The sequence below is a fragment of the Leptospira jelokensis genome (assembly GCF_004769635.1).
Classification (GTDB): domain Bacteria; phylum Spirochaetota; class Leptospiria; order Leptospirales; family Leptospiraceae; genus Leptospira_A; species Leptospira_A jelokensis.
In genome coordinates this window covers 231,499-245,212 of record NZ_RQGH01000007.1, presented here as the reverse complement: position 1 = coordinate 245,212, position 13,714 = coordinate 231,499, and the positions used below count along the sequence as shown (strand labels likewise).

The window sequence follows — 13,714 nt, the reverse complement described above, 5'->3', positions numbered from 1 at the left end:
ATTTTTTATTTTACGTCAAAACGATCCAACATCATCACTTTGTTCCATGCAGAAACGAAGTCTTTCACAAACTTTTCTTTTGCATCATCAGCCGCATATACTTCAGCTACTGCTCGAAGTTCAGAATGAGATCCAAAAATCAAATCAACAGAAGTTGCTGACCATCGTTTGGTTCCCGTTTTGCGGTCTACACCTTCGTAAATTCCTTCTGCCTGTGTAGATTTTTGCCATTTTGTCGACATATCTAAAAGGTTCACGAAAAAGTCATTGGATAACACACCTGGTTTTGTTGTGAGGATTCCATGTTTTGACTTTCCTGAATTTGCATCGAGTGTACGCATTCCTCCGAGCAACACAGTCATTTCCGGAATGGAAAGTGACAACATATTGGCTCGGTCGACTAACATTTCCGTAGGTGACATGTAGTTTCCTGGTCCGTAATAATTACGGAAAGCATCCGCTTTCGGTTCCAATACGGAAAAGGAATACTCGTCAGTTTGTTCGATGGTAGCGTCTGTCCTTCCAGGTGTGAAAGGAACCGTTACCTTTACTCCCGATTTTTTTGCTGCTTCTTCAACGGCTGCATTTCCTGCGAGGACGATGAGGTCAGCAAGGGAGATCTTACTTCCTGATTTGTTAAATTCCTCTTGGATTTGTTCTAATTTTTTGAGAACTTTTGTCAGCTCTTCAGGATCATTGACTGGCCAATTTTTCTGTGGAGCGAGTCTGATGCGTGCTCCATTGGCACCACCTCTCATATCTGTGCTACGGAAACTGGCAGCCGATGCCCAAGCCGTTTTCACTAATTGTGGGATGGTAAGTCCAGATTTAAGAATTTTCCCTTTGAGAGCTTCCACTTCTTTTGCGGTCACTAACTTGTGTGTTACGGCAGGAACAGGGTCTTGCCAAATCAATGGTTCTTTTGGAAGGTCTTTCCCAATGTAGCGAGTGAGAGGACCCATGTCTCGGTGGGTTAACTTAAACCATGCTTTCGCGAAAGCAAGTTCGAACTCTTTTGGATTTTCTTGGAATCGTTTTGCAATCACCTTATAACTTGGATCAAACTTTAACGCCAAGTCGGTTGTGAACATGATTGGAGCATGGCGTAACGATTTGTCATGTGCGTCAGGAACCATATTCGCACCGGCTCCATCTTTTGGAATCCATTGGATGGCACCTGCAGGGCTTTTTGTTTGCACCCACTCGAAGCCGAACAAATTATTCAAGTATTGTGTTGTCCACTTTGTTGGGTTCGCAGTCCAAGCACCTTCCAATCCACTTGTGATCGTGTCCTCTGCATTCCCTTTTTTATAATTATTTTTCCAGCCAAACCCTTGTTCTTCGATACCTGCAGCTGCTGGTTCTTTTCCAACATGTTTGGATGGGTCCGCCTTACCATGTGCTTTTCCGAAGGTATGCCCACCTGCGATGAGGGCCACCGTTTCTTCGTCATTCATTGCCATGCGGCCAAATGTTTCACGAATATCTTTAGCAGCTGCTAGTGGGTCTGGGTTTCCATTTGGACCTTCTGGGTTTACATAAATGAGTCCCATTTGCACGGCAGCGAGTGGATTTTTTAGTTCTCGGTTTCCCTTGTATCTTTCATCTTCTAAGAATTTTTTTTCAGGTCCCCAATACACTAAGTCTGCTTCCCAATCATCGGTCCTACCACCTGCAAACCCGTAAGTTTTAAATCCCATGGATTCAAGAGCAACATTACCTGTTAACACCATGAGATCAGCCCAAGATATTTTTTTACCGTATTTCTTTTTGATAGGCCAGAGCAATCGACGCGCTTTGTCGAGGTTCGCGTTGTCAGGCCAGCTATTCAATGGCTCAAAACGTTGTTGGCCACCACCGGCACCACCCCTTCCATCGAAGATCCGATAGGTTCCCGCACTATGCCATGCCATACGGATGAAAAAGGGACCGTAATGACCGTAATCAGCTGGCCACCAATCTTGCGATGTTGTCATGACCGTTTTGATTTCTTGTTTTAGGGTTTGGATGTCCAATTCCTTAAATCCTTTTGCATAGTTGAATTGGCGTCCCATTGGGTTTGATTCGGACGAATGTTGGCGGAGGGGAGCCAAGTCCAAACGTTCTGGCCACCAAAATTGGTTGGGTACGTTTTGCCGGTCCATCCCAGTGGTTTCCTTTGTATCTGCGGCTCCAACAGGGCCTAACACCAATACAAGGAGGGCGATTGTGAAACGGGTTCTATTTCTCATACTGACCTTCTCTTTCTAGATTTGGTATAAATTTAGATTTAATCCAAATTAAAAAAGCAAGTAAAATTTTTAGATTCAATCTAAATTTTAGTCGGACATGAACTTCCTTGGAGCAATTGTCAACAGGATAGGAAAATTTTTCTGAATTCAATTCTCCAATGGGTAGGTCGGGTAAGGGATGATTACTTAGTGATCAAAGGTACTTTGGGGAGAGATTTTCACGGGATGGGATGATACTTTGAGTAGAACTTTACCTGACGTGGAAAATGACTTAGATCGAATAATTACGTAAGATTCCCGTAGGGGTGTTCGCATTTGGGAGACTCATTTGTATGTAATGGAAACATAGTTGGAAGGGAAATTTACACTTTGGGTAAATTTGCCGGGAGCATCAATTTCGATTGAATCGAACAATGCATTCGATGGAAATTTCCACTTGGGAAAGGAATTCGTCCTGCCATAGGCAATTTCTAGAGAATGGGAATGCAGGCAGAGGAATTTACAACAAAGCAAAGATTACACCGAAAGCAAGTTTACGCCGAAGCGAAGTTTGAATCGAAGGCAAGTTTATATCGAAAATAAATTTACATCAGAGATCAGTTTACACCCCAAAGAAGTTGTTCCTGTGCGAATGAAAGACGCAAATGAGTTATCCTGTGGTTGTCAACTTCTCCTTCCATGCGCGCGCAATTTGGAATAAGTTTTCTTTTTTTTCCTTTTGCATTCGGTTTAAATTTCCAACAAGGACAGATGTCCGAGGGTTTCTAGAAAAAAGTTCTTTGTGTGTTTCGATAAATGACCAATACAAGCCGTCCACTGCATGTTCCCATTCCCCTTTGGGAAATGTTCCCATTTTTTGGTAATAGTTGGATCCGCAAAAATAAGGTTTCGTAGCAAAAATTCCGCCGTCACTGTAAATTGCCATCCCATATACGTTGGGCCCCATTACCCAATCCGAAGAATCAATGAACATTTCCATAAACCACCGATAGGCTTCTTTGGGTGAAATTTCTAAAAGTAACATAAGAGATCCAACAACCATCAATCTTTCGATATGATGGGCATAACCAAATTTTTGGCATTTACGAATTACGTGGTCAAGTGGTGGGATGCCAGTTGTTCCATCGTACCAATGTTTGTTGATGAGTCTCTTGTGAGAAAAATAATTGGTGTTTGTTTGTTCTTTGTCGAAGTTTTGATAAATTCCCCGTATGAATTCTCGCCAACCAATGATTTGGCGAATGAATCCTTCTAAAGAAGCTATCGGGATTTTATTTTTATTTGCAAAATCTATTGTGGAATCAATGACTTCTTTTGGAGTAAGAAGTCCTGAATTTAAAAATGGAGTGAGAACGGAATGTTGCAAAAAAGGGAATTCCAATGAAAAAGCATCTTCATAAGGACCAAATTGGTTTAATCGATCTTTTAAAAATTGATCTAACCATTGTTTGGCTCCCTTCCTTGTTGTTGGCAGCCAAAAATGATCTGTATTCCCTGGGTGGTTCGGAAACTGATTGTCTACAATTGCAAAAACTTCTAGTTCTTCTTTCGTGAATTTAATTTTCGGAAGTTCTGGCGCTGCATATGATTTTGGTAACTTCTTTCTGTTATCTGCATCAAAACTCCATTTTCCTCCAGTAGGTTGCCCACCTGCATCCAACAGTATGTTCAGTTTTTTACGTTGTGATTCGTAAAATGTTTTCATAAATGGTTTTCGAACCGACTTCAGGTAGGCTTGGAATTCAGACCTTTTCGTTAGAAACATTGGGGACTTATGTTCAAACCATGAGTATTGGTTTTTTGCCAATAGATCTTTTATTCTCGTTTCAAAAAATCGGTCTTCGATTTCAAAAAAATGGACCTCAGAGATCGAAGCTGATTTTAAAAAACTTAGAAACTGTATTTCATATGAGTTGGTACTATCTCCAAACCTTTCATAATGTACGGTAAATCCCAGAGTGCTTAATTCTTTTGCAAATGCTCGCATGGCTAAAAAGAAAAATAGGATTTTTTGTTTGTGGAATTGGAAGTAGGTACAAAGTTCATTCTCTTCTCGCATAAAAACCACGTATTCTGATCGTTTTTCTTTCGGTATCTTTGTTGTAAGGTCAAAGAGTTGGTTCCCAAGAATGAGGAGAGCTTTTTTCATTTGTTTATTTTTTAGACAAAAATTTCCCTAACTGCCTTGCCAATATTATGAGGAAAAGTAGTATTCGAATGAAAAAAATTAAGTTATAGTGCCTCTATGAGTTTTCAGATCATACTCGGCAAAAGTACTTATCAGTTCAAAGACCTAAGGGATGTATTGGCGAAAGCAACACCTCTGCGATCCGGTGATATGTTGGCAGGAATTGCTGCAAGAAGCCAAGAAGAACGTATTGCTGCCCAAATGGTACTTGCTGATACTTACCTTGCCGAATTTTTAAATACCGAGCTAATACCGGCAAACATAGATGAGGTGACAAAACTCATATTAGACTCTCATGACAAAGAAAAATTTAAATCCATTTCACATTTAACTGTTGGTGGCTTTCGAGATTTTTTATTATCTGAACAAACGGATGGAATCCTCTTAGAGTCCATCCATACGGCACTCACACCTGAAATGGTGGCTGCTGTTTCCAAAATCATGTCCAACCAAGATTTAATTCTGGTGAGTCAAAAAATCCGTGTTGTATCAAAATTTAGAAATACTATAGGTTTACCTGGACGACTGTCAGCGCGATTACAGCCGAACCATCCAATGGATGATCCAAAAGGGATTGCTGCAAGTATCTTGGATGGATTACTTCTTGGGAGTGGTGATGCCGTGATCGGAATCAACCCTGCTACAGATCATGTTCCTACGTGTGTCTCCCTTTTGGAAATGTTGGATCAAATCATCCAAACTTATAAAATACCAACACAATCATGCATATTAACACATGTTACTACTTCAATGGATGTTATGAAAAAAGGTGCACCTTTGGATTTGGTGTTTCAATCCATTGGAGGTACGGAAGCATTAAATAAAAGTTTTGGAATTAATTTAAATTTGCTCTCTGAAGCGCAAGATATGGCGTTATCTTTAAAAAGAGGAAGTATCGGTCAAAATGTAATGTACTTCGAAACTGGACAAGGCAGTGCTTTGTCTGCAGGTGCTCATCATGGCGTTGACCAACAAACATTGGAGGTACGAGCGTATGCAGTCGCCCGAAAATTTTCTCCTTTGCTTGTGAATACAGTGGTTGGGTTCATAGGACCCGAATATTTATACAATGGAAAACAAATCATTCGTGCTGGACTAGAAGACCATTTTTGCGGTAAGTTAATGGGATTACCTATGGGAGTTGATATTTGTTACACAAATCATGCGGATGCAGACCAAGATGATATGGACACCTTACTCACGTTGCTTGGTGTAGCAGGATGCAATTTTATTATGGGAATTCCAGGAGCCGATGATGTGATGTTGTCATACCAAAGTACTTCGTTTCATGATGCATTATATCTACGGCAAGTTTTGGGTTTAAGACCAACACCCGAGTTTGAACAATGGTTACTTGACTTCGGAATATTTTCAAAAGGTAAAAAATTTTTACCAATTGAAAATCAAATGGTATCTTTGTTTGAAGATGGAATGAGGATTTAAAGATTATGCCAAGTTTGGAAAAATGGAAACAATTCACACAAGCAAGGATTGGTTTGAATCGGTCTGGAGGTTCAATTTCCACCAAAGAAATGTTAAAGTTTCGATTGGACCATGCCAGAGCAAAGGATGCTGTTCTGCTTGAACCGAATTGGGAATTGATCCATGAAAGTATGAATCAACTTTCAACAAAATATGGAATCAAAAACATTTTCGTTAAAAGTAAAATTACTTCGAAACAAGAATATTTATTGAGGCCTGATTTAGGACGACGTCTTTTAGATGGATCAGAACTTGATTTGATACCAAAAGATGAGGGATTTGATCTAAGCATTGTTTGTATAGATGGGTTGTCGGCCAAAGCGATCGATGAAAACTTAATTTCTTATTTAGAACTTTTGTTTTCAGAGATTCAAAAAACAAAATTGACTCTTTCTCCATTAGTCATTGCAAAATGGGGTAGGGTTGCCCTGGGTGATGAAATTGCAGAAAAGTTACATGCAAAAATTTGTCTTGTCATCATCGGCGAAAGACCAGGTCTTTCGGCTTCTGACAGCTTAGGAATTTATTTAACATATAAACCGAAAATAGGCAATACCGATGAAAGTAGAAATTGTATTTCCAATGTAAGGCCAAAGGGGCTTCCCATTCCACTTGCAGTGAAAAAAACAATCTATCTCATCCACGAAGTTTTGGCCGAGAAAAAATCTGGTGTCCTCTTAAAGGACCAAATGCCAAACGAATCCCTTTCTCCATCACAGGAAAAACTGATCCCTGAAAACTGAAGCAAGTTAAAGAAAGGATTTGAGAGCAAAAGTTCTGTTCGAATAAAATCTTATCGATTTTAAAAACACTGAATTGACAAATGATAGGCATCTAGTTTTCTGAATACCATTCCGGGAGGAATGAGGTGCAATTCCTCAACTGACGGTGCAACCGTAAATTTCACTCCTAAACTTTGGTTTGAAAAAGTCGGATCTTCCCACAAATGATTCGCCCGTACACGATCATTCGTTCTTTCATAGAAAGGGTCCCGGACATTTAGCCGGATCACCTTTCATCATAATGTGATTCAAACAAGGAAGGAGTCACATCATGGAAAAGAAATTAAATTCAAACCTAAACAAAAATCTTAAGAAAAATGAAAATTCGAATCGGAAACACGAGGAGAAAATTTGTCCTAACTGTTTGCGAATCTTTGAATGTAAAGTTGGTTCCATCCAACTTTGCCAATGTACAAAAGTAGAATTAACAAGGTCTGAGTCTGAATATTTAGCGAGCCAATACAATGACTGTCTGTGTTTTCAGTGTATGGAAGCTTTGGCATTTGAATATAGAATGACGCGTAGACTTTTAGAGTTACCTTGGGAACTATAGACAAATACGAGACTTTGTTCAAATAACTGAAGTTATCGAAATTGTTTATTGAGATTGAAAAAATCCCACATAACATCATTGGCAATTAAAGCTTTTGTTGGTGGTCTACCGCCTAACAATAAGGATGGTTTTTTTCCTCCGGGCCAAGAATGCCCTCCATCTTCAGTAATACAAAGTTTTACTTTGACACCGTCTTTACACTCTGAATATTCTTCACATTTGACTTCATCTGTTTGGAGGACTATATTGGGTTTTGGATTGCACCCATTGAACTCTACCCATTTGGATATGGTTTTAGGAACGGAAACAAAATCAGTAATGAGAGTCCTGTCAGTGAAACTTGAACCAGCTCCTCCATAAAACAAAACTTTATCATCGTTTTTTGCATGGATATGAAAAATAGAAATTGGTTTTGTCGGCCGGCAAGCGACTGTGTTGTCAGTTCCCGCAACTGCAGTTATGGCCGAAAATTGGTCAGTCATAGAACAGGCTAGCTGGTAAGACATCATTGCCCCATTTGACATACCTGTAGAAAAGATTTTTTTTGGATCGATCTTTAATGATTGTTTTATGTGAACGAGAATGGCTTTTACAAAACCAATATCATCGCTATTGTTTTTTTTTGCTTCGCCACAACAATTCCCAGCATTCCAAGTTGCTAACTTGCCTGATTGGTATACACTATAACCATTCGGAAAAACAACTACATGTCCAATTTCTTCTGACTTTGAAATCTGGTGGTAGTATTCTTCGTTTGATTGGATATCCATATCTCCACCACCACCATGAAATACAAATAAAAGAGGGACTAACTTATCTCCAGTGTAAGATTTTGGAACATGGATTTTATAATAGCGAATCTGATCCTTGTGGTTTAAAGAAAAGACGTAATCACCAGGAATCGTGATGGGACTCATTAAATCAGTGGATGAATTAGGAGCAGGTAACTCCTTCATTTTTTTTTGGAATTTTTCTTTTAAGTTAGAACGAATGTATCCTCTTGCGCATGTACATAAAATTAAAATCGAAAAAATGATGTAGATCCAAAGGAACATTGAGTTTCGTTTTTTCACCTTTTTTCCTCTTTGCTAAAAATTCACCTAAAACATTTGTTTATGATTGGATCAAAATGATCAGTAAAAACAAGAAAAAAAACAGTTTATGAACTTATGGAAACTTTCGTTGTGAATTGATCTTTTATACCCATTAACAACTCTAAGGAGTGAATTCTTTTTTGGGTTTCAAAAATGGAAGAGACTACCATTATTTCGTTTATGTTTAGCCCATTGGTTAAATTTATGATTTTTGAAGTGATGGTTTCTTTTGTGCCAACTGCAGAAATCGATAACATTTGGTGGGCCATTTGTTTTTCTGTTTCTGACCAAAGTGAATCCATATTGGAAACAGGTGGTGGGAATGGAGTTCGTTTGTTTCGTAGGATTCCAAGGAATGATTGTTCTACACTAGTGAATAATAATTTTGCTTCTTCATCCGTATCTGCTGCAATGACATTCATCGCCATCATCACATACGGTTTCTCCAAATATTGAGAGGGTCTAAATTGTTTTTGGTAAATCGAAATGGCATCTTTCAGGTACGTAGGTGCAAAGTGCGAAGCAAAAGCAAAGGGTAATCCAAGTAAGGCGGCAAGTTGTGCACCAAACAAACTTGATCCTAATATCCAAACAGGGACATTCGTTCCAAACCCTGGGATAGCATTTATTTTTCCATCTTCTTTGTCTGAGGATAAGTAATTTAGCAGTTCTTTGACATCTTCTGGGAAATGTTGTGAGGCCATCGGATCACTGCGTAATGCGCGTAAGGTGAGTTGGTCGGTTCCTGGTGCCCTTCCTAATCCTAAATCAATTCGTTTGGGGTATAAACTTTCTAAAGTACCGAATTGTTCTGCAATGACCAGTGGAGAATGGTTGGGTAACATAATCCCACCTGCTCCTACGCGAATTTTTTTTGTATGACCAGCAATATGACCAATGACGACTGAAGTAGCTGCACTTGCGATGGAAGGAAAATTATGATGTTCAGCGATCCAGATTCGTTTGTAACCCAATGATTCAGCAGCTTGCGCTACCTTGACACTGTTTTGAATCGCATCCCTTGGTGTCTCACCTTGGTTGATAAACACTAAATCTAAAATTGAAAGTTCCACGACAATTACACAATTCCAGTTTATGATCATTTCTGTAAATGGCGAAAATATTGAAAATCTAAACTAACTTCAAAAATTGCTACGCTTGTTATGTGATTGAAACAATTACTTCAAAAAAAAAATATGAAAAATGAAATCAATTTGATCCCTCGGTTTGTCTAAGCAAAACTTGTTTTTTAAATGGGGTAAACTATCAAAAAAAAATATGGAAGTCCACGTAATCAAAGCTCCGATTCCAAACGAATTAAAGTATGTGGCAAAAGACCTTTATATTTATAAATCGAAACATAAGAATAAGGAAACACTCAATTTTTTTGCTGATGGTTTTCCTGGGTTTGTGTTTTTTCATTCTCTTGCACCGGTTCGAGTCATCGTTGGAAATCTTTCTAAAGAAATGGAACCTGTTTTTATTTATGGGCAAACCTTAGAACCTATTCGGATTGAAATAGAAGGTCCATTTTTCTTTATTATGATACAACTTTTTCCCAGTTTCATAGAAGCAACATTCAGAATCCCGATAGGAGAGCTTACGAATTCATGTTGGACAATTCCGAAATCAGAATGGCAAGGTGAATCTAATTTTGAGATATCGATTCGAAAACAATCAACTGAGTTAGCAAAGGAAGCAATCTTTCGATTTTTGATAGACAAAGCTAGATATTTTAACCCAGACCTCACGTTACATACATGTATGGAAACAATTTTGGAATCAAATGGGAATTCTGAGATCAAAACAATTGCAAATTCCATTGGAATGTCTGAAAGGACTTTGCAACGTAAATTCCAACAATATGTAGGATTGACACCAAAACAATTTGCTACAATCATTCGTTTCCAATCAAGTTTACAAGAAATGAAAGGTAATCAAAATTTGAAATTAACAGAGATTGCTTATGAAAATGGATATTCTGACCAATCACATTTTATCAGGCAATTTAAATCATTTACCAAAGAAAAACCATTTCAATTCAGAGAAAAAAAAGAAACGATGTCGGGTTTGTCCAATTTTTAATTTTATTCCTTTGTTATCTTTATGTGATGAAACCATTCACATTAATATTAGGATCTAGTGGAAAAACTGGATCAAGAATCGCAAATAAACTCACCCAATTAAACTATCCAATTCGATTGGGATCAAGAAAGACTAAACCCGCCTTTGATTGGGAAAAACCAGAAGCATGGGATGAGGTAATCAAAGGTGTCGATCAAATTTATATCTCTTACCAACCAGACCTGGCGCATCCAAATTCGATCCTTCACATAAAGAAACTCATCGAACTTTCAAAAAAATACAATGTAAAGAAAATCGTTTTGCTTTCAGGAAGAGGTGAACCAGAGGCTATCGCTTGCGAAAAGTTAGTTGAGGACTCTGGGTTGGAGTGGACCATCTTACGGTCTAGTTGGTTTTCACAAAATTTTAGTGAAGGGATGTTCCTTGCTCCAATCTTAGAAAGAAAAGTAATTTTCCCTAAATTGAAATCGAAAGAACCTTTTGTTGATTTGGAAGACTTAACTGATCTTGCAGTTGATGCCTTAGTAAACAGTGTGCATGTTGGGAAAAAATACGAGTTAACTGGTCCATCACTCGTCAGTTTCCAAGAGGCGTTTGGTCAAATTGCAAAAGAATTAAATGAGACAATTTCCTTCGAAGAAATTCCTTTGGATGATTATATCAATATGCTGAATGAATATGCTTTGGACAAAGATACCATTTGGCTCATTCGATATTTGTTTGAAACTGTATTAGATGGAAGGAATGAATCTGTAGTTGATGATTTTGAGAAAGTTTTAGGAAAAAAACCAAAAGATTTTAAGGATTATGTAAAGGAAACCGCAAAATCGGGAGTTTGGAGGATTCCAAAAGAATAGAGGATTTTTTCCAAAGATAATCATGCCACCTAAACTAAGTTATCTTGAATAAGGTGGCATTTTTATCTTTTTATTAAATTTTCAATTTCATAAAGCAGATTTTTTTGATTCTGGTTTATTCATTGTTCATTCGGGTAACCTCCATAAGTCATTTTCCCAATCATATAAATTGGGCTTTTTCCTTCTGATACCACCCTTTGGTTTAGTTTCACTTGTAACTCAGACAAAGTGGTCGATGGGTAAGAAACATTTTCTTTGTTCACGATGAGGATATAGTGGTATGAAGAAAGTTCATTTTCATCTGGGTCCAAATCATCCCAAAGGTACAAAACATTGCCTGATCCAATGTCTCGACCCGGATCATTTTTCATCATCAACTCATTTGTTTGGTTTTGTGGTGTATTGGGAATCGTACCTGAAACTATTTTTTTCTCAGTGATCACTAAAATCTGATTTGGGTCAAAATGAGGGGGTAGATAAAATTCGGAAGGAGCATCTGAATGCCTTCCCCTCCAAACAACGAATAAAAATCGTTTGTCAGCAAAGTATTTTGCTTCGTTAGTTCCAGGTTTGATGGCAGCCCATGAAAAAACTCGATTCCATGTATCAAATCCAATTGCATTGTAATGGCTTGTCATAACACGGCCTTGTGACCTTCGTAGGTAAGCTCTCGAGATTACATTTGGATCTACATTCAATCTTGTTCCATAGTTACTAACAACGGAGAAATCTTCATCATTCCATGCATCTTTTGTGGTGATGAGTTTGGAAGGATTTCCATTTTTATATTCGGCATGGTGGTCATAATAATAATCCCAATGCCATTGGGTTCCAGAAACGATTGGGTTATAAAAATCGGCAAATCTAGTTTTTGAATTTTGTGTTTTGTCTGAAATTTCCATCGCTTGGTAAACGGCATTGATCATTCTTGGTGTGTCTTTTGCTCCGCTACCTTTTAACCACATTCCAAATTCACTAAGAAACATTGGAATTTTTAAGAATCTAGCTTCAGTTCGGATTTCATCTAAGTATTTAAAATAGGTGGCGTTATCGATCCCAGTCAAATCAACTCCCATTCGTCCTGCATCATAAAAGTGTGAATTAAATACAAATCCTTCTCCTGGAGGTGCATTCAGATGTCCACCTCCAGTGGCAGGTGCAATCGCCGAACCTATGTTTGTATTCCAAAAGACGAGTGGTTCTGCAAAAACCCATTTTTTCTCCCAACCATTCTCGTTGAGGATCGTTCTGATCTTTTGGTACATGGGCCATAGTTTTTCGTTATCCCATCTTTTGGGAGTAAGACCTTCCATCCCTCCATCGACTGGTTCATTAAAGGGATCAAGCCCTACGATATAAGAAAATTCCTCTGCTGTTAAATGATTTTTTATATATATAATTGTCTTTTGAATTTGCCAAAGGTATTCCGTCTGCATATAACGTACTCCAGCGGAAGTATTTACTGGTGCATCATTCCAAAAATTTCTGAATGCTCTACGGATCGCTTCGTTTGTCAGATTGTTTTGGCTCCAACTAGCACAAACAATGCCACAATATTCTTTTGGATAATTTCCATTTTTTGTGATCCATAGTGGGGCTCCATTCCCGGTATGCCATGAATTCTGATTAAAGAGGTGTCTGGAAAACAAGTCTTGGTGGTAATCAATCAAAACATAAATTCGTTTTGCCGTTGCTTTTTTGATTTGTGATACCACTTCATTTAAATAGGATTCATCGATGGTATCAACTTCTGGATGGACTCCTTCCCAGGCAATCGTATAACGAATCATATTCGATCCAGTTGTTTTGGTAAGTCCTTTGATTGCTTCTTCAGCATCGTTTGCATTCCGAAATGCCTTAAATCCATGTTCTTTTAATTTGACATTCCCTGATACATTGAAACCCCGAAAGGATACTTCACGACCTAACCCATCTATCCAAATAGAATCTATCCAATTCCCATAGGATTTATTGGTCACTGCAAGGTCTCTTTCTTCAAAAGTATCGATATAATCGATATTATGCGATATGCTTGGTAAAACATTTGATTTTCCAAAAGGATTGCTCACCGGTAACTCTACCGGCGTAAAATTCGAAGATTGAAGTAAAGGAAGTAGATTCCCGATCCCTTCTTCTTTAGGAGCACAATACAAATGTAAGGTGACTAGTAGCAAACTGGTAAATTGTTTTTTAAATGAACTTGGTTCTTTCGGGTGGTCCATCGTTTCCTCTTTCTCGTTTTGCACGATTCTGGACAGTTCCTTCTTATTTGCCGACACGTGTCGAGTAAAAAATGACATAGAAATACCATCATTCGGACGATGCAAAAATGCAAAATTGCTTAGAATCGCCATATACTGCTGATTTCTGAACACTGCTCAAATAAAACCCGACTTCTGTCGATTATTTAATTGCCATATTTTTAACATCGTTTAGACTTAT

The 13,714-nt window shown here is 38.2% G+C and carries 10 protein-coding genes; 5 read left to right on the top strand and 5 right to left on the bottom strand.

Translation table 11 applies throughout. The features are described from left to right. Positions 1-5: 5 nt before the first annotated feature. Together katG and EHQ62_RS02215 are read right to left on the bottom strand one after the other, a co-directional pair. The gene (katG, locus tag EHQ62_RS02220) at positions 6-2,231 is read right to left on the bottom strand and encodes a catalase/peroxidase HPI (RefSeq protein WP_135640611.1); all 2,226 of its coding nucleotides are present in this window, start codon (positions 2,229-2,231) and stop codon (positions 6-8) included. Between the two features lie 649 nt (positions 2,232-2,880). Then, a complete protein-coding gene (locus EHQ62_RS02215) occupies positions 2,881-4,380 on the bottom strand; it encodes a cryptochrome/photolyase family protein (RefSeq protein ID WP_135640610.1) in 1,500 nt (499 codons plus the stop codon). Between the two features lie 96 nt (positions 4,381-4,476). Here EHQ62_RS02215 and EHQ62_RS02210 point away from each other — a divergent pair, with 96 nt between their 5' ends. From EHQ62_RS02210 to EHQ62_RS02200, 3 genes are all read left to right on the top strand, one after another. After that, positions 4,477-5,862, top strand: coding sequence for an ethanolamine ammonia-lyase subunit EutB (locus tag EHQ62_RS02210; protein ID WP_135640609.1), 1,386 nt, complete (start codon positions 4,477-4,479; stop codon positions 5,860-5,862). Between the two features lie 5 nt (positions 5,863-5,867). Beyond that, entirely contained in the window at positions 5,868-6,644 is a 777-nt protein-coding gene (eutC, locus tag EHQ62_RS02205) for an ethanolamine ammonia-lyase subunit EutC (protein ID WP_135640608.1), read from the top strand. Between the two features lie 310 nt (positions 6,645-6,954). Continuing rightward, positions 6,955-7,236 (top strand): cysteine-rich CWC family protein, encoded by a 282-nt coding sequence (locus EHQ62_RS02200; protein WP_135640607.1) that lies wholly within the window; start codon positions 6,955-6,957, stop codon positions 7,234-7,236. A 32-nt stretch (positions 7,237-7,268) separates the two neighbouring features. On the opposite strand, the gene EHQ62_RS02195 is transcribed toward EHQ62_RS02200, so the two are convergent. Both EHQ62_RS02195 and EHQ62_RS02190 read right to left on the bottom strand, forming a co-directional pair. After that, complete coding sequence (locus tag EHQ62_RS02195; RefSeq protein WP_425269514.1) at positions 7,269-8,309, bottom strand: CE1 family esterase; 1,041 nt, start codon at positions 8,307-8,309, stop codon at positions 7,269-7,271. Between the two features lie 86 nt (positions 8,310-8,395). Continuing rightward, positions 8,396-9,433, bottom strand: coding sequence for an LLM class flavin-dependent oxidoreductase (locus EHQ62_RS02190; protein ID WP_167482822.1), 1,038 nt, complete (start codon positions 9,431-9,433; stop codon positions 8,396-8,398). 175 nt (positions 9,434-9,608) lie between these two features. Between EHQ62_RS02190 and EHQ62_RS02185 the strand changes: the two genes are divergently transcribed. Further along, the gene (locus EHQ62_RS02185) at positions 9,609-10,415 is read left to right on the top strand and encodes an AraC family transcriptional regulator (RefSeq protein ID WP_135640606.1); all 807 of its coding nucleotides are present in this window, start codon (positions 9,609-9,611) and stop codon (positions 10,413-10,415) included. A 26-nt stretch (positions 10,416-10,441) separates the two neighbouring features. Continuing rightward, on the top strand, positions 10,442-11,272 hold the full coding sequence (locus EHQ62_RS02180) for an NAD(P)H-binding protein (RefSeq protein ID WP_135640605.1): 831 nt from the start codon (positions 10,442-10,444) through the stop codon (positions 11,270-11,272). Between the two features lie 119 nt (positions 11,273-11,391). On the opposite strand, the gene EHQ62_RS02175 is transcribed toward EHQ62_RS02180, so the two are convergent. Next, positions 11,392-13,494: a cellulase family glycosylhydrolase gene (locus tag EHQ62_RS02175; protein ID WP_135640653.1), complete on the bottom strand. Its 2,103-nt coding sequence runs from the start codon at positions 13,492-13,494 to the stop codon at positions 11,392-11,394. Between the last annotated feature and the right edge of the window lie 220 nt (positions 13,495-13,714).